Origin of the sequence: Opitutus sp. GAS368, assembly GCF_900104925.1 — a bacterium.
Lineage (GTDB): Bacteria > Verrucomicrobiota > Verrucomicrobiia > Opitutales > Opitutaceae > Lacunisphaera.
On record NZ_LT629735.1, the window covers coordinates 1867230 to 1889255 of the forward strand.

A 22026-nucleotide genomic window follows, 5' to 3' on the forward strand; every position below is an offset into this window, starting at 1 on the left:
GTTAGGTGCTGGAACGGGGGTTTACCCGGTCCGACAGGGTTGCTATAATTATTAGCTTGGCGAAGGCAGACAGAAGCGCCCAGATACTTATACCGTTAAATACCCCATGAGCAGCCTTGTGACGATGAAGACGATCGCGGCGCAGGCGGGCGTGACCCAGGCCACCGTCTCGATGTGCCTGGCGAACAACCCCCGTATCCCGCCCGCGACCCGCACCCGCATCCAGGCGGTGGCCGAGCGCCTCGGCTACCGCCCCAATCCCTACGTGTCGGCGCTGATGCGCATCCGCCGGCAGGGCCGGGCTCACCGCGAGATGCCCGTGATCGCGCTGGTCAACGGCCTCGACGATCCCGCGGCGTGGCGCCAGACCGCCCCGCCCACGGTGCGCCTGATGCTCGAGGGCGCGGTGGAGCGCGCCGCCCTGCGCGGTTACCGCACCCAGGAATTCTGGCTGCATCAGGACGGCATGTCGCCCGAGCGCTTCAGCGGGATGCTGCATGCCCGGGGCATTCACGGCCTGCTGCTCGGGCCGCTCGCCTACGGCGCCCCGACCCCGGCGCTGCGGTGGGAGCACTTCGCCTCCGTCCGCCTGGGCGTGCCGTTGCCCGCCCTGACCATCACCACGGTGTGCAATGACCATTACTTCTCCTCCCTGCAGGTGGTGCGCGAGTGCCACAAGCTGGGCTACCGCCGGCCCGGCTTGGTGGCGCTGCACAGCCACCTCGAGCGGTTTCACGGCCGGTGGGACGGCGGCATCGGGGTCGGCCGCCAACTGCTCGCGGGGCTCAAGCCCGTCCACTCCCTGCTCCTCGAGAACTGGGACCAGCTCGACCCGATGGCCGCGTGGCTCAAGCGCGAACAGCCCGACGTCATCGTCTCGCCCTCCGCCGATGTGCTGCAGCCTCACCTCAAGCGTCTCGGCTGGCGCGTGCCCGGCGACGTCGGCCTGGCCTCGCTGGCCTGTCCGAAACAGGGGCACGCCTTGAGTGGTATCTGGCAGAACGGCGCGCTTATCGGCGCAACGGGGATGGACACGCTCATCAGCATGCTTGAGCGCAATGAGCGCGGGCTGCCCACCCAGGCGCACACCGTCATGGTCGAGGGCATCTGGAACCCCGGCCGGAGCCTGCAGGCGGTTTAAGCATACAAGCTTCGCCGCGCTTAAGCTCCGCCGCCCGCCCGCCCAAACGTGTAGGTTCCCGGGTTCGGCTGGATTCATCCCATTACCCGGTTCACCCCTTCCCAGCGTCTAGACTCCCATGAAGCGGTCCTTCCTGCTCCTCCTCCTGGCGATGGCGCGGCTTTCCGCCGAGACCGTGCCGCTGGCCGCCGTCGTCAACATCCGCGACGCCGACTACGAGCACGCGCGCCCGGTGCCCGACCAAAGCGCGAAAAACTCGCCGCTGGTCATCGCCGGCCGGGCCTACCCCAAGGGGCTCGGCACGCAGGCCGACAACCGCACGGCCGTCGAGCTGAACGGCGCCACGCGTTTCACGGCGTTCGCCGGGGTGGACGACGCCACCGAGTCGGCGCTGCCGGTCCACCTCGAGGTGCAGGTCGACGGCCAGACGGCCTGGCAGCAGGAAATGAAGAAGGGCGAGGCCGCCGCCGCCATCGATCTCGACGTGCGCGGCAAGAAGACGCTCGTCCTCATCTGCCGCGACCTTGGCAACAACTATACCCAGGCGCTGGCCGACTGGGCCGACGCGCAATTCACCGTCGAGGGGGACAAGCCAAAATCGGTCTTTCCGCCGGCCATCGCCGAGGAATATGTCATTCTCACCCCGAAGGCCCCGGCCGCGCCGCGCCTCAACGGCGCGCGGGTGTTCGGCGTGCGGCCCGGCCACCCGTTCTTCTACCAGATCCCCGCGACCGGCGAGCGGCCGATGAAATTCTCGGCCGAAGACCTGCCCGCCGGGCTGACACTCGACGCCGCGACCGGCCGCATCACCGGCGCGATCGCGGCGCCCGGCACCCACCGGGTCACGCTCCGCGCGACCAACGCCCACGGCACCGACACGCAGCCGTGGCGCATCGAGGTCGGGGAAAAAATCGCGCTTACGCCGGCAATGGGCTGGAACAGCTGGAACTGCTGGGGCGTGTCGGTCGACCAGGAGAAGGTGCTCGCCTCCGCCCGCGCCATCGTGGCCCAAGGTTTGGTCGAGCACGGCTGGTCTTATATCAACATCGACGACACCTGGCAGGGCGCGCGCCCGGGCCCGGCCCACGCGCTGCAGGCGAACGGAAAATTTCCCGACCTGAAGAAATTCTGCGACGAGCTCCACGCCATGGGCCTGAAGGCCGGCATCTATTCCACGCCGTGGATCACCAGTTATGCCGGTTATCCCGGTGGCAGCGCGGACAACCCGGCGGGTGACTGGGTCAAGCCGCCGTCGCCGAAGCAGCCCAACCGCAAGATCAAGCCCTGGCATCTCGGCGACCACTCGTTCGCCGCGGTCGATGCGCAGCAATGGGCGGAGTGGGGCATCGATTACCTCAAATACGACTGGAATCCCAACGAGGCGCCCGAGACCAAGGAAATGGCGGACGCCCTGCGCGCTTCGGGCCGCGACATCGTCTACAGCCTGTCGAACAACGCGCCCTTCGCCAACGCCGCCGCACTGGCCGCGCTCGCCAACTCCTGGCGCACGACCGGGGACATCCGCGACGCCTGGGGCAACGTCCGCAACATCTGGTCCCAGCAGGAAAAATGGCGCGAGTTCGCCGGCCCCGGCCACTGGAACGACCCCGACATGCTCGTCATCGGCCCGGTTGATGTCGGCAGCGGCAGGAGCATCCGTCCCTCGCGCCTGACGCCCAACGAGCAATACACCCACATCACCCTCTGGTGCCTCCTGTCCGCGCCGCTGCTCATCGGCTGCCCGGTCGAGAAGGCGGACGACTTCACCCTCAGCCTGCTCACGAACGACGAGGTGCTGGCGATCGACCAGGACGAGCTCGGCCGGCCGGCGCGGCAGCTCATCGTCGACGGGCGCAAGCAGGTCTATGTGAAGGAACTCGCCGACGGTTCACGCGCCATCGGCTTCTTCAACCTCGCGCAGGAAACGCAGAAAATTTCCGTTACCTGGGCGCAGCTCGGGCTCGCCCAGCCCGCGCGGGCGCGCGACCTCTGGCGCCAGCAGGATATCATACTGTCAGGCGACGGATTTGTTGCCGGGGTGCCGCGTCATGGCACATGCTTGATCCGCGTCTGGCCCGCCCGATAAACCCGCCCCCTTTTCTCCATGCGGTACCCCAAGCTGCTCCTCGCCCTCACCACGGCCTTGCTGCTCACGGCCGGTTGCACGACTCCGCCGACGGCACCGGCGGCTCCCGCCGCCGTCTCTGACGGACAGTTTAACGTGCGCTCCTTCGGCGCCACCGGCGACGGTGTCGCCCTCGACACCGCGGCGATCAACAAGGCCATCGACGCCGCGGCCGCCGCGGGCGGCGGCACCGTGGTCTTTCCCGCGGGCAACTACCTCAGCTTCTCCATCCACCTGAAGAGCCATGTCGCGCTCCACCTCGGTGCCGGCGCGACCATCGTCGCCGCCGAGCCGCCGGCCGACCTGAGCCGCGGCTACGACGCTCCGGAGGCGACCACCGGCCTGGTGCCCAATGTCGACTACTACGAGGACTTCGGCCACTCGCACTGGCATAACAGCCTCATCTGGGGCGAGGACCTGACCGACATCGCCATCACCGGGCCGGGCCGCATTTTCGGCCGCGGCCTGAGCCGGGGCGGCGGGCGCCGCGATTACCTGCCGGAGGAGCGTGCCGCGCGCCGCGAAGCCGGCACGCCCGAGGGCAACCACCGCGTGGCCTTCCCGCTGCCCAAAGCCGCGCTCGATGCCGTCGCCGCGCAAAAACCCGGCCCCTTCACCTATCCCGGCCGCGACACCCTGCCGGCCGGCGTCGGCAACAAGGCCATCGCGCTGAAGAACTGTCGCAATGTCATCTTCCGCGACTTCATCATCTACCACGGCGGCCACTTTGGCATCCTCGCCACCGGCGTGCAGAACTGGACTTGCGACGGCCTGAAGATCGACACCAATCGCGACGGCATCGACTTCGACTGCTGCCAGAACGTCCGGGTGTCCAACTGCACCGTCAACTCGCCCTACGACGACGGCATCTGTCCGAAGGCCTCCTTCGGCCTCGGCCGGGTCATGCCGACCGAGAACGTCACCATCACCAACTGCCAGGTCAGCGGCTTCGACGAGGGCACGCTGCTCGACGGCACGCGCCAGAACAAGGAGATGAAGGGCAAGGGCACCGGCCGCATCAAGCTCGGCACCGAAGCCAATGGCGGCTTCCGCAATCTCACGATCTCGAACTGCGTCTTCGAATCCTGCCGCGGCCTCGCCCTGGAGGAAGTGGACGGCGGGCTGATGGAGGACATCACGATCACGAACATCACGATGCGCGACATCAACAACGCGCCGATCTACCTCCGCCTCGGCGAGCGCCTGCGCGGCCCGGCGCCGATCGAGGTGGGCACGGCGCGCCGCATCAAGATCGACAACATCGTCGCGCACAACGTCGCCGCCGAGAGCGGCATCCTCATCGCCGGCGAGGAAGGCCACCCGGTCGAGGACGTCGTGCTGAGCAACATCTTCATCGACTTCGTCGGCGGCGGCACGAAGGAGCAGGCGGCCCGCGAGGTGCCCAAGTATGAGGCGGCCCGCTATCCCGAGCCTGGCCGTCTTGGGATCATGCCCAGCTGGGGCCTGTTCGCCCGGCACGTGAAGAACCTGACCCTCACGAGGGTCGAGCTCCGCACGGCAAAGGAGGACCTGCGCCCGGCCGCGATGCTGGACGACGCCACCGGCGTGCTGTTCGACAGCGTGACATGGCCGAAGGTCGCGGACGTTCCCACGTGCAACCTCCGCAACGCCCACGGCATCACGACCCGCGACTGCCCGGGCCTGGAGAGCAAGACAATCGAGTGATTTTTGTAGGGGCGGCGCTTGACGCCGCCCGCGGGCGCCGGCAAGCGGCGGCCCCTACTCATCGCTCGACTTTCGCGCCCTCGTATTCGACCACGAAGACCGTGCCGAGGGAGTCGTTAACCCAGCGCGGCGGGTTGATGAAGCGGCGGCCGTCCTTTGCGGTCTGGACCTCGAACGGCGTGCGCTTCGCATCGTCGAGCTGGTAGACCGCGGTGATCTTGTTCTTGAAGTCCGGCAGGGCGAAGTAGCCGTCGAGGCCCGCTCGCTCGACGTGGAAGAGCGTGAAGTAGAGCTTGCCGGGCTTGGCGGTGCAGCGCCAGTCGGCGAAGGCGAGGAAGACCGGCTTGCCCTCGCGATCCTTCAGGTTGGTGGCGTTGTCGCCGAATTCCTCACCAAAGGGCGAATGGGTGGTGCCGTAAATGGCGTCGCCGTTCGCCTTCAGCCATTTTCCCACCTCCCGGAGATTATCCTGGCTGGTCTGCGGGATGACGCCGTCCGCCTGCGGACCGACGTTGAGCAGGTAGTTGCCGCCCTTGCTGACGATGTCCACGAGCTTGAAGACGAGTTCGCCGGGCGACTTCCAGTTGTGGTCGTCGCTGCGGAAGCCCCAGGTGTGGTTGAGCGTGGCGGGCACCTCCCAGGCGTCGTCGGAAGCTTTCGCCGGGATGACATTGTCCCCGGTACTGCGATAATCACCCACCTTGCCGAGCCGGCCGTCGATCAGCGTGGCCGGCTGGAGCGAGCGCACGATGTCGGTCAGGCGCTTGGGCCGGTCGCCGGTCATCATTTGCGGCGTGTCGAACCAGATGAGGCAGAGCGGGCCGTAGTTCGTGAGCAGCTCGCGCAGCTGCGGCTCGACCTTCTCGTGGAGATATTTGTCGTAGGCGCCGCTCTTGTCCTTCTCCTCGTTGCTCGGGAAATCCCAGCTGTTGCCCGTGCCGCCGGGCTCGTGCCAGTCCTGCGACTGCGAGTAGTAGACGCCGAAGCGCAGTCCGTGCCGGGCGCAGGCCGCGGCGAGCTCCTTGATGACGTCGCGGTGGAACGGCGTGGCGTCGTAGACGTTGTAGGGGCTGGCGGCGGACCGGAAGAGCGCGAAGCCGTCGTGGTGTTTCGAGGTGATGACGACGTATTTCATGCCGGCGTCCTCGGCGAACTGGGCCCAGGCCTCGGCGTCGAATTTCACCGGGTTGAACTGCGTCGCGAGCTGCGCGTATTCGGCGGCGGGGATCTTCATCCGGTTCATGACCCACTCGCCGATGCCGGGCGAGCGCTGGCCCTTCCAGTAGCCGGCGGGGATGGCGTAGAGGCCCCAGTGGATGAAGAGGCCGAACTTGTCGTGGCGGAACCACTCCAGGCGCTTTTCCTTCACGGCCGGGCTCTCGGAATCGGCGGCGGGCGCCGGATCGGCGGCACGCAGCGGCGCGAGCGCGCCGGACAGAAGGGCCGTGCAGACGGCGAACAGGGGCAGGGATTTGGTCTTCATCGGGGTAGGAGAATGCCACGACACCAGCGGTTCGGTCCGCCGGCAATTTACCCGCTGTCTATACCGTTAAGTCAACGGCGGGAACTCGGGTAGGGCGAATCCTCCGGATGAGCCGCGGCTCGTCGGGACGACTCGCCCTACCTGTTCAACCCTGAGCCTGATACAATTTGAGCAGCGCCTGGGTGCCGCTCTCCTCCCAGCCGCGGGCCGCAACCTCGTCGTAGAGCTTCTTCGCCTGCTTCAGGCCCGGCAGATCGAGCTTCATCGCCTCGGCTGATTCCAGCGCGATGCGCATGTCCTTCAGGAAATGCTTCACGTAGAAACCGGGCGCGAAGTCGCCCTTCAGCGCACGTGGCGCGAGGTTGTTGAGCGACCAGCTGGCCGCCGCGCCGCCGCCGATGCTCTCGATGACGCGGGCCGGGTCGAGTCCGGCCTTTTGCGCGTAGGTCAGCGCCTCGCACCACGACATCATGATCGAGGCGATGGAGATCTGGTTGGCCATCTTGCAATGCTGGCCCGCGCCGGGGCCGCCTTGAAGGACGATGTTCTTGCCCATGACCTCGAACAGGGGTTTGGTCCGCGCGAAGGCCGCCGCGTCGCCCCCCACCATGATGACGAGCCGCGCCTCGCGGGCGCCGACATCCCCGCCGGAAACCGGGGCATCGAGCGCCGCCAGGCCCTTCGCCGTCGCGGCCTCGGCAATCCGCCGGGCCAGCAACGGGCTGGAGGTCGTCATGTCCACGAGGACCGCGCCACGTCGGGCGGTGGCGAGCACGCCGCCGGGCCCGAAGTAGGTCGCTTCCACGTCGGCCGGAAAGCCCACGATGGTGAACACGAAGTCCGCCTGCGCCGCCGCGGCCCCGGCGGTGTCGTGCCAGTGCGCGCCGGCGGCCAGCAGCGCCTCCGCCTTGGCCTTGGTGCGGTTGAAGACGTGCAGCGTGTGGCCGGCCTTGAGCAGGTGGCCCGCCATGCTGCGGCCCATGACGCCGGTGCCGATGAACGCGATCGAATGCGAGGACATGCGCCGAACGCAACACGCCGGTCGGCACGAGGCGATACCAAAACGGGCTCGCCGCCGGTGCTGGGCCTGGGCGCGCGGAACTCAAGGTGGAGCGCGTTGCCCTCAACGCGCTGAGCACGTCTTGGGGACAAGCCGCTCCACCTTGCCCAAGCCCTACGGGATGCGCAGCTCCGTGCCGACCTTCAGGATGCCGTTGGGCCCGAGCAGGGTCGCGTTGGCGTTGTAGATCTCCTGCCAGCGGTTGGCGGTGCCGTAATAACGCTGGCTGATGCGCGAGAGCGAGTCACCCGAGGCCACCACGTGGGTGCGAACGCCGGGGACGGAGACTGGAGTCGCGACCGGGGCCGTTGTCGGGCTACCGGTGGTCCGGGAGAGCATCGTCTTCAGCTGGTAGTTTTCGCCGGCGAGCACGGAGTTGGCGCCCTGCAGCTGCTGCGCAAGGGCACGGGCGGCGGCGAGATCGCGGGAGGACTGGGTCGACGTGCGCTGGAGGGCGGCGACCGACTCGTTGAGCCGGTTCAGCTCGACCTGCGTGCTGCCCGAGCTGTTCTGGGCGGCGGTGCGCAGCTGCTCGACCTGGCCGTTGAGGCTGGCGACCTGGGTGGCGAGCGAATCGCGCTCCGCGGTGACGGCAGCGGTGGACTTGCCGGCGCTATCCGCCAGGGCGTCGCGCTCGCGCTGCAGGGCGGCGTAACCACGCAAGGAGGTGGCGAGCCGGTCTTCCGTGTCGGCAAGTTTTTTGGCCAGATCGCCGGTATCGCCGGCGGCGGCCGGAGCGGGCGCCGGGGTGGCTTGGGCGGTCGCGAGTTGCTGCCGTGACTGCGCCAAGGCGGTCTCGAGCTCGCGGACGCGGCCGGAGAGATCGGGATAGGCGGGAGCGGGGCGGTCGCGGGGGGCGGCCTTCGCTTGGGCGAGCTGGGCCTCCAGTTCGCTGACGCGACCCGAGAGGTCCGCCTTCGCCGGGCCTGCGGCGGATAATTCGGCGTTGGCGCGGGTGAGTTGGGTTTCCAATTCACGCACCCGGTTGGTCAGATCGGGATAGGCGGGGGCGCCCGCTTGGAGGGGCTTGGCGGCCGCGAGCTGGGCTTTCTCCTGCTCCAACCGGGCGACGGTGTTGCGGAGCTCATTCTGGGCGGTGCGCGCGGCGTCGCGCTCGCTGACGATGCCGCCGGCCTGCGTCTGGGCGGCATCCTTCGCCGCGGTGAGCGAGGCGATCTCCTGCTTCGCACGGGAAGCTTCGGACGCCAGGGCGGCCAGCTGCGTTTCGAGGTCTTTGATGCGGGTGCTGTCCGCCGTGGTGTCGCGCATCTGGCGGCCGGCCGTGGCAATCACCTGTTGCATGCGCTCGCGATCGATGCGCAGCTGGCTGACCTCGCTGGTGAGTTCGGCGACCTTGCCGGAAAGATCAGGGTAGGCCGGAGCGGCGGACTTTTCGGCGGCGGATTTCTCCGCGGTGGCGAGCTTGGTTTCCAGCTCGGTGACCTTGCCCGAGAGGTCGGGGTAGGCCGGGGTGCTCTGCGCGGCGGCCAGCTGTTGCTTGGTCGCGGCGAGGGTGGTCTCGAGTGCGCGCATGCGGTCCGCGTAGCCCGGCGGGGCGACGGGACGGGTGCGGGTGGCGGCGGTGGCCTCCGCCAGCTGGCGACCGGAATCGGCGAGCATTTTCTGCATGCGCTCGCGGTCGGCGCGGAGCTGGGTGACCTCGCCGGTGAGGTCGGCGACCTTGCCGGAAAGATCGGGATACGCCGGGGCGGCGGGCTTGTCCGCCTTCGCTTTGGTCAGCGCGGCAACTTGCTGTTTGGCGCTGGTGGCTTCGGAGGACAGGGCGGCGGCGGACTTCTCCGCGGCGTCCTTCGCCTGGGTGAGTGCGGCGATTTGCTGGCCGGCCTGGCCGGCGGCGGCGGCCGAGGCGGCGAGCTTGGTTTCCAACTCGGAGACCTTGTCGCTGAGGTTCGGGTAGGCCGGGGCGGCGTTGCGCGCCGTGGTGAGTGCGGCCTCAAGCTCGGTCACGCGACCGGAGAGGTCGGGATAACTCGGCGCGGCCGGCTTGGCGGCGAGCGCGGCGTTGGTTTGGGCAAGGGAAGCTTCGAGTTCGGCGACCTTGCCCGAGAGATTGGGATAGGCCGGGGCGGCGTTGCGCGCCGCGGTGAGCGCAGCCTCGAGCTCGTTCACGCGGCCCGAAAGATCGGGATAGCTCGGCGCGGCGGGCTTGGCGGCCAGCTGGGTTTCGAGCTCGGCCACGCGCGTGGTGAGGTTGGGGTAAGCCGGCTTGGCGTTGCGGGCGGTGGTGAGCGCGGCTTCCAGCTCGGTCACACGACCGGAGAGGTCGGGATAGCTCGGGGCGGCGGGTTTGGCGGCGAGCGCTTTCCGGGAGGCCGCCAGATCGGATTCCAAGCTGGCGACGCGGTCGCGCAGATCAGGATAGACCGGCGCGACGGACTTGGTAGCGGCGGATTTCTCCGCGGCGTCCTTCGCCTGGGTGAGCGTGGCGATTTGCTGGCTGGCGGCGGCGGCCGAGGCGGCGAGCTTGGTCTCCAGCTCGGAGACCTTGTCGCTGAGGTTCGGGTAGGCGGGGGCGGCGTTGCGGGCGGTCGTGAGTGCGGCTTCCAGTTCGCTGACGCGACCGGACAGATCGGGATAGCTTGGGGCGGCGGGCTTGGCGGCGAGCGCGGCCTGGAGCTCGGCGACCTTGCCAGACAGATCGGGGTAAGCGGGCGCGGCCGGCTTGATGCCGACGGTTTGGGCTTTCAGCGTGGCCACCTGCGTGCGCAGCTGGTTCGATTCGGCCGTGGCGGCGTCCACCTGGCGGCGGAGCGCAACCTTGTCCGACTCCAGCATCTTCAGGTTCGATTGGAGCGTGGTCCGCTCGCGGGCGGCCGTGGCCGTGGCGCTCTTGTAGTCGTCAAATTGCCGCGCGAGCTCCGTGCGGGCCTGATCGGCCGCACCGAATTTCTGCAGGGCCGTGGCCACGGCGCCTTCCAGTTCAGTGACGCGGCCGGAAAGATCGGGGTAGGCGGGAGCGGCCTTGGCGCTCTGGGCGGCGACCAGCTGGCGGCTGGAGTCGGCGAGCGCCTTTTCCAGTTCGCTGACGCGGCCCGACAGGTCCGGATAGGCGGGAGCGGCGGGTTTGGCCGCGAGAGCCTGCTCGGCGTTCTGCCTGGCCTGGGTCAGCGTGGCGACCTGGGCCAGGGCCTCCGCTTTCGCCGAGGTCGCGTCATCCTTCACCTTGGTCAGGGCGGCCACTTCCTGCCTGGCGCGGCTGGCCTCGGCGGATGTGGCGGAAAGATTCGACTCCAGCTCGGCGACCCGGCCGGAAAGATTCGGGTAGGCGGGGGCGGCGTTGCGGGCGACGGTGAGCGCGGTCTCAAGCTCGCGGACGCGACCCGAGAGATCGGGATAGCTCGGCGCAGCCGGCTTGGCTGCGAGGGCTGCGCTGGTCTGCGCGAGGGTGGCCTCGAGCTCGGCGACCTTGCCGGAAAGATTGGGATAGGCCGGGGTCGCGTTGCGCGCAGTGGTGAGCGCAGCCTCGAGTTCGCGGACGCGACCCGAGAGATCGGGATAGGCGGGCGCCGCGGGTTTGGCGGCCAAGGCTTGCTCGGCGTTCGCTTTCGCCTGGGCCAGCGCGGCAATCTGCTGTTGGGCGCCGCTGGCTGCGGAGTTCGCGGCCGCGAGTTTCGTCTCCAATTCCCCGACCTGGCTGCGCAGGTCCGGGTAGGCGGGCTTGGCCGCCAAGGATTGTTTCGCGACCGCGAGCTGTTCCTCCAGCGCAGCCACATTGGCGCGCAGGTCGGGGTAGGCCGGGGCGACGGGCTGCTTGGCCTTGGTGAGCTGGGCTTCCAACTCACTGACGCGGCCGGAAAGATCGGGATAGGCGGGCGCCGTGGGTTTGGCCGCGAGGGCGGACTTGGCGGCGGCGAGCTCCCGATTGACGGCCGCGAAAGCAGACTCGTCGCCGGCCAGCTTGGTGTTGGCGCGGGCCAGTTCCTGTTCGCGAGCGGTGGCCGCGGCCTGCGCGTCATCCTTTGCCTTGGCGAGGGCCGCCATTTCCTGCTTGGTACGGCCGGCTTCCGCGGACTGCGAGGCAAACTGGGCTTCGAGTTCCGTGACGCGGGCGCGGAGATCGGGGTATTTCGGCGCGGCGTTGCGTGCGGCGGCGAGTGCGGTCTCGAGTTCGGCGACCTTGCCCGTGAGGTCCGGATACGCCGGGGCGGCGGGCTTGGCGGCGAGTTCCTGCTTCGCGGCGGCCAGCTGGGCCTCCAGCGCGGTTTTCTGGTCGTTGACCTTGTTGAGGGTGTCCTCGACCTGGTGGCCGAAATTCCTGGCGGCCTCCAGCTCCGCGGCGGCACTCGCGGCGACGCGGGCCCGGTCATCGTTGACCTTGTTGAGGGTGTCCTCGACTTGGCGGCCGAAATTCTTGGCCGCTTCGAGCTCGGCCTGCGCGGCCTGGAGTTCGCGGGATTTTGCGTCCAGCGCGGCCGTGTCGACGACGGGCTTGGGCGCCGGCGGCTTGGCGGCGAGGGCCTGGCGGGTCTGCGCGAGCTCCGCCTTCGTGGCTTCGGTGGCGCGGGCCAGCTCGGCCAGGCGCGTTTCGGCCGTGCGGGCGGCCTTTTCGTTGTCCGCGGCCAGCTTGGTCAGGCGATCGCGCTCACCGCGGAGCTCGGCGAGGTCGCCGGAGAGATTGTTGACGCGGACAGCCAGGGCGTCGCGTTCGGCCTTCAGGGTGGCGCTGGCAGAATCCTCGCCGGCGGGAACCGCCGGGGCGGATGGGCCGCGGGTTTCGATCGCGGCACCCGGGGCGGGCGGGGCGACGACCGCGGGCGCCTCGACCGGGACTTCGGCGCGGACGGCCGTCGCGGCGGGCGCGTGGACGCCGAGGGCGGTCTTGCGTTCGGCGAGACGCTGGGTGGCCAGCTCGATCGTGGCCTTGTCGAGCGAACCGATGACGGTGTCGAGCGCGCGACCCCGGGCGCCGTTTTCGCGGGCGAGGGACAGCCAGACGAAGGCTTCGACCTGATCAGCGGCAATGCCGCGGCCCTGCGCGTAGGCCAGGCCGAGATTATATTGGGCGATGCCGTTGCCCTTGACGGCCTTGGCGCGGAGACCGGTGACCTCGCTGCTTTCCTGCGCATGGGCGGCGAGGCCGAGCGCGAACACGAACAAAACGGCGGCAAGCGAACGGAAAATTTTCATGCGGCAAGCTGGTGTGTGGGCGGATACATTTGCCCGGGTGGGGGCCCGGCTGCAAGCCCGCCCGAGGCCGTCTGGTAAAAAAATAGCTGGTTAACCCGGGCTTTACCCGGCAGCCGGTGGGGCAGATTATGGAGAGGTTTTGGCGCGCGCGACGGCGCCATGCCACTCGGCCAGCAGGCGGCGCGTGGTGGCGGCCGGGGCCCGCGGCCGGAAGGTGTGGTCCGCCGACCAGAGCGCGGCGATTTCCTCGCGGTTCTTCCAGAAGCCGACCGCAAGCCCGGCCAGATAGGCCGCGCCGAGCGCGGTGGTTTCAGCCGTGCGCGGGCGGACGACCGGCACGCGCAGGAGGTCCGCCTGAAACTGCATGAGCGCGTTGTTGCCGACCGCGCCGCCGTCCACGCGCAGTTCGCGCAGCTTCCGGCCGGCGTCGGCTTCCATGGCGCGGAGCAGGTCGGCGCTCTGGTAGGCGATGCTTTCGAGCGCGGCGCGGGCGAGGTGGCCGGCGTTGCTGCCGCGGGTCAGGCCGGTGATGATCCCCCGCGCCGCGGCGTCCCAATGCGGGGCGCCGAGGCCGGCGAAGGCCGGCACGAGATAAATCCCGCCGTTGTCGGTGACCCTGGCCGCCAGTTTTTCGACATCGACCGACTTGGCGATGAGCCCGAGGCCGTCGCGCAGCCACTGCACCACGGCGCCGCCGATGAAGACGGAGCCCTCGAGGGCGTATTCGAGCCGGCCGTCGATCTTCCACGCGATGGTGGTGAGGAGATGGTTTTTCGAGGCGACCGGCTGGCGGCCCGTGTGCAGGAGGAGGAAGCAGCCGGTGCCGTAGGTGTTCTTCGCCATGCCGGGCCGCCAGCACGCCTGGCCGAACAGCGCGGCCTGCTGGTCGCCGGCGACGCCGCTGATGGGAATGCCGTTCAGGGCCGGCACCGCGGAAATTTCGCCGAAGATCCCGCTGCTGGCACGCACTTCCGGCAGCACCTCGCGGGGAATGCGGAGCGCGCGCAGCAGCGCGTCGTCCCAGTCGCCGGTGCGGAGGTCGAGCAGCAGGGTGCGGGAGGCGTTGGAGACGTCGGTCGCGTGGACGCGGCCGCCGGTCAGCTGCCACAGCAGCCAGGTGTCGACCGTGCCGAAGGCAAGTTCGCCCCTTTCGGCGCGGCGGCGGGCCCCGGGCACGCGGTCGAGCAGCCACGCGAGCTTTGTGCCGCTGAAATACGGATCGAGCAGCAGGCCGGTCTTTTTCCGGAAAAACGGTTCGAGCCCGCGTCGCTTCAGCTTGGCGCACAGGTCGGCCGTGCGGCGGTCCTGCCAGACGATGGCCCGGTGGAGCGGCCGGCCGGTGCGGCGGTCCCACAGCAGCGTGGTTTCGCGCTGGTTGGTGAGGCCGACGGCGGCGAGGTCGCGGGCCGTGAGGTTGGCCTCGGCCACGGCGCCGAGGGCGGTGCGGCGCGTGCTTTCCCAAAGGTCGAGCGGATCGTGCTCCACCCAGCCGGGGTGGGGGTAGTGCTGCGGGAACTCCTGTTGGGCCACCGCTGCGGCCCGGCCATGCCGGTCGAAGACGATGGCCCGGGACGAAGTGGTGCCTTGGTCGAGCGCGAGGACGAAGCGACTCATGCGGGGCGGGTGGGAGCCCGAGTGTTGCGGCCCGGGCCGTGGTTGCAAGCCGCCCGCGGAAAAAAGAACGGCGCCCGGGGAGCCGGGCGCCGCGCACAGGGCCTTCGGGCAAAACCGGAAGTCAAAAACGACGGTTGATCTGCAGACCGGCGCCGTAGTTCGGGCTGGCGTTGGTGAAGCCCTTCAACCCATAGCCGCCGAGCTGCCACTGGGCGTCGAGGTCGTGGGTGAAGGCCAGGGTCAGGTCGGTCGAGGAATCGCCGCCGTTGATGATGCGCTGGCCCCAATTGAACGCGGCGGTCAAAACCGTCGCGGACGAAACCCGGAAGTGCGTGCCACCGGACGCGTAAACGCCGTCGTGAAGGTGGTAGACCGCGCTGTTGCCCAGCACGCGATACCCGACCGAGGCGAACGGCGTGAGATCGCCGTAGGTGCGATAGAAGTCGAACTGACCGTAGAAGTCCGTCCTCCCCGTGCCAAGGCCCCGGGCTTCGTCGGCGGTCGGGAACTTGATGCGGCCGGTGAAATCCAGTTTCACGGGTCCCAGCGCTTCGCCAAATTGATAGGTGGCGCTGGTCAGGATATCACCGAGGCCCGATTCGGAGGCCGCGGTCGGACGGGCCGCTCCGCCCGTGCCGGTGATGGCGGCGGGACCCTTGATGGTGATCCAGGGGATCGCGACCCGCAGGATCCAGGGGCCGCGGTCGCAGCCGAGGTTGAGCGGCACGGAGAACATCTCGGTGTCGGTGGCGAAACCGTAGTCACCGCGGCTGTAGTCAAAGCCGGTGCCGAGCAGCCAATGGGTCGGGGCCGGTGACGGGGAGACACTGGGGTCCGCGAGCAGGCGGGTGCTGAAGGCGGTCAGGAGACCGAAAAGCAAAACAGTTTTCATGGCGGGAATGCGTCGGGGGAAGGGAAGGCTGGGGTGGCGCAACGCGCCCCGGATTTTCACCCGGGGCGCGACAGCGGACGGGAAACGATCGCGGGGATTACTTGGTCCCGGCGTCGGTTGAAGCGGAGGCTTCCGCGCGCGCGACGATCTCGGCATAGGCCCCGTAGTTTTTGGCCAGTTCCGATTGGATTGCGCCCCAGGATTCCTCCTTGGTGGCCTTGGCGGCGGCCCGCAGGCTGGTGCGCAGCGCCTTTTCGCGGGCCCGCACGTCCACGAGGATCTTGGCGAAGGCCGCGCGGGACTTTTCACCCGCCTGGGCGGTTTTCACCTCGAGGTCGGCCATGGCAGAGGCCGAGGCATCGAGGCGGGCCTGAACCTCGGTCGTCACCTCATCGCGCCGGGCAAAGGCCGCGGTTTGGATCTGCGCGACCGTGTCGGCGGTGTTCACGGTCACGGAAGCCTGCTTGGAGGCTTCGGTGGCGACCGCGAGTCCGTTGACCTGGCCCTGCGCCGCGGCGTGGGTGGTGGCGTTGGCGTTCAGGCCGGTTGACGCCGAGCCGTTGACCGCGGTGCTGCCCGCGGCATTGGTGGCAGCGGAACTGACCGGTGCCCGGACCGCGGCGGATGTGGCCGCGGCGCTCTGGGCCGCCGCGCTGGCGTTTACGCTAGGCGGTGGCGGCGGGGGCGGGGGTATGACGGGTGTGGCCGGCATCCGGACCGCAGTGGCACCGGCGGCGGCGCCGTTCAGCACCTGGCCGGAAGAAGCCAGCGAAGCGAGGCCGGCGAGCAGTGATACAATGATGATCTTGTGACCATAGGTATTCATGGTGGGATTCCTTTGGTTGAGGGTTCACCGCCACCGACCGTGGCTGGCGAAGCGGGTTCGACCGGAGCAAAAAACGCCGGAAAATTTTGTCGTAAAGGGCGGGTAAAATCTGGGAACAAGTGCGATCAACTTGGCCGGTTTGCCCGGGCGCAAACCGCGCCGGAACACGACCAAACGGGTGATTTCCGAGTTGATTCTGCAGCGGCCGGGAAACTTGCGCCGGAAGCTTGCCAGAAAAGGTAAGCTAGCTTACTAATTGCCCCTCATGCCCGGCCTCCGGCCCAGTTCCGCCACCGATCGTAACCTCGCCTCCCTGCTGGCCGAGGTGAACCGGCTGGCGCGGCGGGAGTTCGACCGCCGGGTGCGGCACCTCGATCTGACGCGCGCCCAATGGCTCTTCCTTTTCCACCTCGGCCGGAAGCCCGGCGCCACGCAGAGCGAACTCGCCGAGTTGCTGCAGATGGAACGGATCAGCGTCAGCCGCCAGGCCGGCCGGCTGGAGAAAGCGGGCTGGATCGAACGCCGCAACCACGCCGCCGACGGCCGCGCCTATCACCTGAGCCTCACGCGGCGGGCCGAGAAAATCTTTGCCAAACTCGAGACCCTCGCGGGGGAACTCCGGGCCGATTACCTGCGCGGACTCCCGCCGCCCCGCCGCACGGCGCTGCTCGACGACCTCGCCCACATCAAGGCCAACCTCCTCCGCCTGCAGGCCAACGGCCATCACTCCCTTTCATGAACATCCCCTCCCGTCTGCTTCGTTGGTTGATCCCCCTCGCGCCGTTGCCCGTGCTCCTGCTGGCCGCCGGTTGCAGCAAGAATGCCGCGACCGCGGGCGCCGCACCCGCCGTGCCGGTGCAGGTGGCGAAAGCCGTGCGGCAGGACGTGCCCCGGCGCATCGAGTCCATCGGCAATGTGCAGGCCCTGCGCAGCGTGACCGTGAAGTCGCAGGTCGACGGGATCATTGCCCAGGTCAACTTCAAGGAGGGCGATGACGTGCGGGCGGGCGACCTGCTGGTCACGCTCGACCGCCGGCCGTTCGAGAACGGGCTGCTCGCGGCCCGGGCCGACCTCGCCAACGCCCGCGCCATGGCCGGGCAGGCCCAGGCCGATCTCGATCGCTACCAGCGCTTGAACGACCAGGCCGCGATCTCGAAGGAGGAATACGTCCAGTATGCCACCAAGGCCGAGACCTCCAGGGCGCAGGTGCAGGCCAGGGAGGCGGCGGTCGCCAACGCGGAGCTGCAGCTCGGTTACACCGAGATCCGGGCAACGTTCGCGGGCCGCGCGGGCCAGCTGCTCCTGCACGAGGGCGCGCTGGTGAAGGCCAACGACATCAACACCTCCATCGTCACCATCAACCAGCTGGCGCCGATCGCCGTGGCCTACACCGTGCCGGAAACCGCCCTGGCGGCCATCCGGACCGCGCAGGCGGAAAAGCGGGCCGGCATCAGCATCACCGAGCGCACCACCCATCTCGTGCGCACGGACGGCCGGCTCGATTTCATCGACAACACGGTCGATGCCACCACCGGCACCATCACCCTCAAGGCGCTCTTCGACAACGCCGATCACGCGCTCTGGCCCGGCCAGTTCGTGCATGTGATGACCGAGGTGGACATTGACCGCGGGGTCGTGGTCGTGCCCACCACCGCCGTGCAGAACAGCCAGGAAGGCTCGACCCTGTTCGTGGTGAAGGACGACAAGACCGTCGAGCTCCGCCAGGTGAAGGTGGCGCGCACCGACGGCGACCACACGTTGCTGGCGGAAGGGGTGCGGGACGGCGAGACGGTGGTCACCGACGGCCAGCTCCGGCTTCTGCCGGGCGTGAAGGTGGAATTCGCCACGCTGGGTGCCGCCGCGCCGGCCCCGGCGGCGGCAACCGAGGACTGAGCCATGAACCTGCCCGCCCTTTGCATCCGCCGGCCCGTGATGACCACGCTGCTCACCGCGGCGCTGACCATCTTCGGCGTCATGGCCTACAAGCTCCTGCCGGTCTCCGACCTGCCCAACGTCGACTTCCCGACCATCCAGGTCAGCGCCAGCCTGCCCGGCGCGACGCCCGAAACCATGGCCAGCGCCGTGGCGACGGTGCTCGAGCAGCAGTTCTCCACCATCGCCGGCATCGACTCGATGACGTCGACCAGCGGCCTTGGTTCGACCTCCATCACGCTGCAGTTCTCGCTCGAGCGCAGCATCGACGGCGCGGCCCAGGACGTGCAGGCCGCGATTGCGGCCGTGCAGCGACGGCTTCCGAACGACATGCCCGCGCCGCCCTCCTTCCGGAAAACCAACCCCGCCGACCAGCCGATCATCTACCTGGCGCTGAGTTCGCCCACGCTGCCGCTGTCCATCGTCGACGAATACGCCGAGACCACCCTGGCCCAGCGGATTTCCACGATCGACGGCATCGCCCAGGTGCAGGTCTACGGCGCGCAGAAATACGCGCTCCGGGTCCAGCTCGACCCCCGCGCCCTCGCGGCGAAGGGCATCGCGCTCGACGACGTGCGCGCCGCGCTCGCCGCGCACAACGTGAACCTGCCGACCGGCGTCCTCGACGGCAACCGCCAGGCGATGACCATCCTTGCCACCGGGCAGCTCGCGGGCAGCGGGGAATTTTCCAAGATCGTCGTCGCCTACCGCAACGGTGCGCCGGTCCGTCTCGGCGAGCTGGCGAAGGTCATCGACAGCGTGCAGGACATCCACGTGGCCAGCTGGTATTACCGGGGGGCCCGGGGCGACCGTTCGGTCATCCTCGCGGTGCAGAAACAGCCGGGCACGAACACGGTCGAGGTCGTCGACCGGGTGCGCAAGCTGCTGCCGGCGTTCCGGTCCCAGCTGCCGGCTTCCGTCGAGCTCAACATCCTCGCGGACCGCTCGCAGACCGTGCGCGAGTCGGTGAACGACGTGCAGTTCACCCTCACCCTGGCCATCATCCTCGTGGTGCTGGTCATCTTCGTCTTCCTGCGCAACCTCCGCGCGACCGTCATCCCGGGCGTCGCCATCCCGATGGCCCTGTGCGGCACCTTCATCACGATGTATTTTTCCGGCTATACGCTGGATAACCTCTCGCTGCTCGCCCTCACCCTGTCGGTCGGCTTCGTGGTCGACGATGCGATCGTCATGCTCGAGAACATCGTCCGCTACACCGAGCAGGGCATGCCGGTGCGGGAAGCCGCCTTCAAGGGCTCCGCCGAGATCGGCTTCACCATCCTCTCGATGACGCTGTCGCTCGTCGCCGTGTTCATCCCCGTGCTGTTCATGGGCGGCATCCTCGGCCGGCTGCTGCACGAGTTCGCCGTCACCATCACCGCGGCCATCCTGGTCTCGGGCGTGGTGTCGCTGACGCTGACGCCGATGCTTTGCAGCCGTTTCCTGCAGCCGCACCGGGCGGGCGAGGTGGAGCGGCACGGCCGGCTCTACCAGGTTTTTGAGAATCTGTTCAACGGCATGCGGGACTTCTACGGGCGCACGCTGCGGATCGCGCTGCGCCACCGGCTGGTCACGGTCGGCATCGCCGGCCTGATGGCCGTGCTGACGGTCCTCGTGGCGCGCGTGTTGCCCACCGGGTTCATCCCCACGGACGACACGGGCCAGATCTTCGCCTTCACCGAGGCGGCGCAGGATGTCTCATTCGCCGAGTTGGTGCGCCACCAGCAGGCGGCCGCGGCCATCGTGGCCAAGAATCCCTACGTGGACACCTTCATGTCGGCCATCGGCGGCGGGCCGACGGGGACCACCGGCAACCAGGGGCGCATCTTCATGCTGCTCAAGCCGCGCAACCAGCGGCCGCACGCGGCCGTGATCGTGCAGCAGCTGCGCCAGGAGCTGTCGGTCATCCCCGGCCTGCGCGTTTTCCCCCAGCTCCTGCCCCCCATCCGGCTGGGCGGCACGCTGACCAAGGCGCTCTACCAGTTCACGCTGTTCGGCAGCGACCTGACGGAACTCTATGCCGCGGCGCAGAAAATGGAGGGAAAGATGCGCGGGCTCTCCGATCTGCAGGACGTGAACTCCGACCTGCAGATTTCCAATCCGCAGCTGCGCGTCGACATCAACCGCGACCGCGCCGCCGCCCTCGGCGTCACGCCGGCGCAGATCGAGGACGCACTCTACAGCGCCTACGGCACCCGCCAGGTCTCCACCATCTATACGCCGACCAACCAGTATTACGTGATCATGGAAACGGCGCCCGAATTCCAGAAGAACACCGAATCGCTCTCCCTGATCTACATCCGCAACCGGAACGGCAAGCTGGTCCCCCTTGACACCGTCGCCGCGCTGCGCCGCGAGGTCGGCCCGCTGACCGTCAACCACCTTGGCCAGCTGCCGGCGGTCACGATCTCCTTCAACCTTCGGCCCGGTTATTCGCTCGGCGAAGCGGCGGTTGCGATCGGCGACCTGGCCCGCCGGGAACTCCCCGCGACCATCAGCTACGGATTCCAGGGCTCGGCGCAGGCCTTCGCCTCGTCGCTCCAGGGCCTCGGGTTGCTGCTCATCATGGCGGTGCTCGTGATTTACGTGGTGCTCGGCATTCTTTATGAGGATTTCATCCATCCGCTGACGATTCTTTCGGGTTTGCCCGCGGCGAGCTTCGGCGCGCTGTTCACGCTCTGGGCCTTCCGGGAGGAGCTGAATGTCATGGGTTACGTCGGCGTCATCCTGCTCATCGGCATCGTGAAGAAGAACGCCATCATGATGATCGATTTCGCCATCGCGAAGGAGAAGGAGCAGGGGGCGGCCTTCCACGCGCAGGAGGCCATCACCGAGGCCTGTCTCGTGCGGTTCCGGCCGATCATGATGACGACCTTTGCGGCGCTGGCGGGCGCCATTCCCATCGCCCTCGGGCTCGGCGCGGGCGCCGACTCGCGCCGGCCGCTCGGCCTCGCCGTGGTGGGCGGCCTGCTTGTCTCGCAGATGCTCACCCTCTACATCACGCCGGTCATCTACATCTACATGGACCGGTTCAGTCATTGGCTGGCGCACAAGCGCGGTCGCCCGGCCCCGGTGGGGTTGCCGGTTCCCGTGGCCAAGTGAGGAATTCCGCCGGTTGCAATGCACGGGGAACGGGCTAGGTTTCCAGCCAGCCCACCCCCGCCATGAACCTTACCCGCCTCATCCGTTGCACGCTCCTGCTCGGCTTGTCCGCCGCCGGAGCGCTGTTTGCCGCCGAGTCCAAGCCCGCCAGCCGGGTCACCGTGGTCTTCTCCCACCCCGAAAAATTCACCGACCTCCGCGACAACGCGTCGGACTCCGACAATGAGCGCGGCCGCGCGCGCTACCTGCCGCCGATTGAGGAATACCTGGAGCAGCAGGGTGAAAGCCGGCTCGCCCCAGGACAGAAGCTCACCATCACCTTCACGGACATCGACCTCGCCGGCGACTTCGAGCCGTGGCGCGGGCCGCAGTTCAACGACGTCCGCATCATCAAGGAAATCTACATTCCGCGCCTGACCTTCAGTTTCAAGCTGACCGATGCAAACGGCCAGGTGATCAAGGAAGGCGAACGCAAGCTGCAGGACATGTCCTTCCAAATGCGGATTGACGGTATCCGCGACGACCCGCTCCGCTACGAGAAGGGCATGCTGGGCGACTGGCTGCGCGACGAGTTCCGGCCCGCCGTCGCGAAGAACTGATTAGTCTTTGCGGGGCGGGGCGTCGCCCTGCGTGAAGATGGCGCCGGAGGACACCGGGGCCGTCCGCCAGTTGAAGGCGATGGTGACCGACCGGAAGAGGAAGGTCACCGCCATGGCCAGCAGCGCCGCCTGGGAAGCGGTGATGGCGAGGTAGACACCGGCGCAGATGAAGGTGACGGCGCCAACTGGGTTTGCTGCCAAAACATGCACTCACGATTCGGGTGACCAAACCCGCTCCAAGGCCCATAAAACAGCGAGATACCTCAGTAATCCCTACGGCACCAAAATCACTTGGAGATTACCTCATGTGCGCGCGGTTGAAGAGGAAGTTAACCCTAAAGCAAGTTGCAGCCATCATAGGAGTTAGCTTCGAGTCGGTGAATTTCTGGGAGCGCAATCTTCACTATCCTACCGAATG

General features: G+C 68.3%; 14 protein-coding genes. 7 read left to right on the forward strand and 7 right to left on the reverse strand.

The window, feature by feature from the left end; all coding sequences use genetic code 11:
* Positions 1 to 106: 106 nt before the first annotated feature.
* The 3 genes from BLU29_RS08005 (at position 107) to BLU29_RS08015 (ending at position 4952) form a co-directional block, all read left to right on the forward strand.
* Positions 107 to 1141 carry a LacI family DNA-binding transcriptional regulator gene (locus tag BLU29_RS08005; protein WP_091056518.1) on the forward strand — a complete coding sequence of 345 codons (1035 nt, stop codon included), beginning with the start codon at positions 107 to 109 and terminating at the stop codon, positions 1139 to 1141.
* Positions 1142 to 1259: 118 nt separating this feature from the next.
* On the forward strand, positions 1260 to 3227 hold the full coding sequence (locus BLU29_RS08010) for an NPCBM/NEW2 domain-containing protein (RefSeq protein ID WP_091056520.1): 1968 nt from the start codon (positions 1260 to 1262) through the stop codon (positions 3225 to 3227).
* Positions 3228 to 3245: 18 nt separating this feature from the next.
* On the forward strand, positions 3246 to 4952 hold the full coding sequence (locus BLU29_RS08015; RefSeq protein ID WP_091056521.1) for a glycosyl hydrolase family 28-related protein: 1707 nt from the start codon (positions 3246 to 3248) through the stop codon (positions 4950 to 4952).
* A 58-nt stretch (positions 4953 to 5010) separates the two neighbouring features.
* Here BLU29_RS08015 and BLU29_RS08020 read toward each other — a convergent pair whose 3' ends face one another.
* The 6 genes from BLU29_RS08020 to BLU29_RS08045 form a co-directional block, all read right to left on the reverse strand.
* Complete coding sequence (locus BLU29_RS08020; RefSeq protein WP_091056523.1) at positions 5011 to 6435, reverse strand: alpha-L-fucosidase; 1425 nt, start codon at positions 6433 to 6435, stop codon at positions 5011 to 5013.
* A 145-nt stretch (positions 6436 to 6580) separates the two neighbouring features.
* Positions 6581 to 7456 (reverse strand): NAD(P)-dependent oxidoreductase, encoded by an 876-nt coding sequence (locus BLU29_RS08025; protein WP_091056524.1) that lies wholly within the window; start codon positions 7454 to 7456, stop codon positions 6581 to 6583.
* A gap of 153 nt (positions 7457 to 7609) precedes the next feature.
* Entirely contained in the window at positions 7610 to 12643 is a 5034-nt protein-coding gene (locus BLU29_RS18735) for a LysM peptidoglycan-binding domain-containing protein (protein WP_091056526.1), read from the reverse strand.
* A gap of 126 nt (positions 12644 to 12769) precedes the next feature.
* Complete coding sequence (gene glpK, locus BLU29_RS08035) at positions 12770 to 14257, reverse strand: glycerol kinase GlpK (RefSeq protein WP_091056528.1); 1488 nt, start codon at positions 14255 to 14257, stop codon at positions 12770 to 12772.
* Positions 14258 to 14378: 121 nt separating this feature from the next.
* Entirely contained in the window at positions 14379 to 15149 is a 771-nt protein-coding gene (locus BLU29_RS08040; RefSeq protein WP_157693711.1) for a hypothetical protein, read from the reverse strand.
* 97 nt (positions 15150 to 15246) lie between these two features.
* A complete protein-coding gene (locus tag BLU29_RS08045) occupies positions 15247 to 15975 on the reverse strand; it encodes a hypothetical protein (RefSeq protein WP_091056531.1) in 729 nt (242 codons plus the stop codon).
* Between the two features lie 265 nt (positions 15976 to 16240).
* On the opposite strand from BLU29_RS08045, the gene BLU29_RS08050 reads away from it, so the two are divergent.
* From BLU29_RS08050 to BLU29_RS08065, 4 genes are all read left to right on the forward strand, one after another.
* A complete protein-coding gene (locus BLU29_RS08050) occupies positions 16241 to 16714 on the forward strand; it encodes a MarR family transcriptional regulator (protein ID WP_091056533.1) in 474 nt (157 codons plus the stop codon).
* The gene (locus tag BLU29_RS08055) at positions 16711 to 17868 is read left to right on the forward strand and encodes an efflux RND transporter periplasmic adaptor subunit (RefSeq protein ID WP_091056535.1); all 1158 of its coding nucleotides are present in this window, start codon (positions 16711 to 16713) and stop codon (positions 17866 to 17868) included. The genes BLU29_RS08050 and BLU29_RS08055 overlap by 4 nt, the downstream gene beginning before the upstream one ends.
* Positions 17869 to 17871: 3 nt before the next feature.
* A complete protein-coding gene (locus BLU29_RS08060) occupies positions 17872 to 21009 on the forward strand; it encodes an efflux RND transporter permease subunit (RefSeq protein WP_091056537.1) in 3138 nt (1045 codons plus the stop codon).
* Between the two features lie 62 nt (positions 21010 to 21071).
* Entirely contained in the window at positions 21072 to 21608 is a 537-nt protein-coding gene (locus BLU29_RS08065; protein ID WP_091056538.1) for a DUF3016 domain-containing protein, read from the forward strand.
* Here the strand turns inward: BLU29_RS08065 and BLU29_RS08070 are convergent, their stop codons facing one another.
* Positions 21609 to 21809: a hypothetical protein gene (locus BLU29_RS08070; RefSeq protein ID WP_091056540.1), complete on the reverse strand. Its 201-nt coding sequence runs from the start codon at positions 21807 to 21809 to the stop codon at positions 21609 to 21611.
* Positions 21810 to 22026 lie beyond the last annotated feature (217 nt).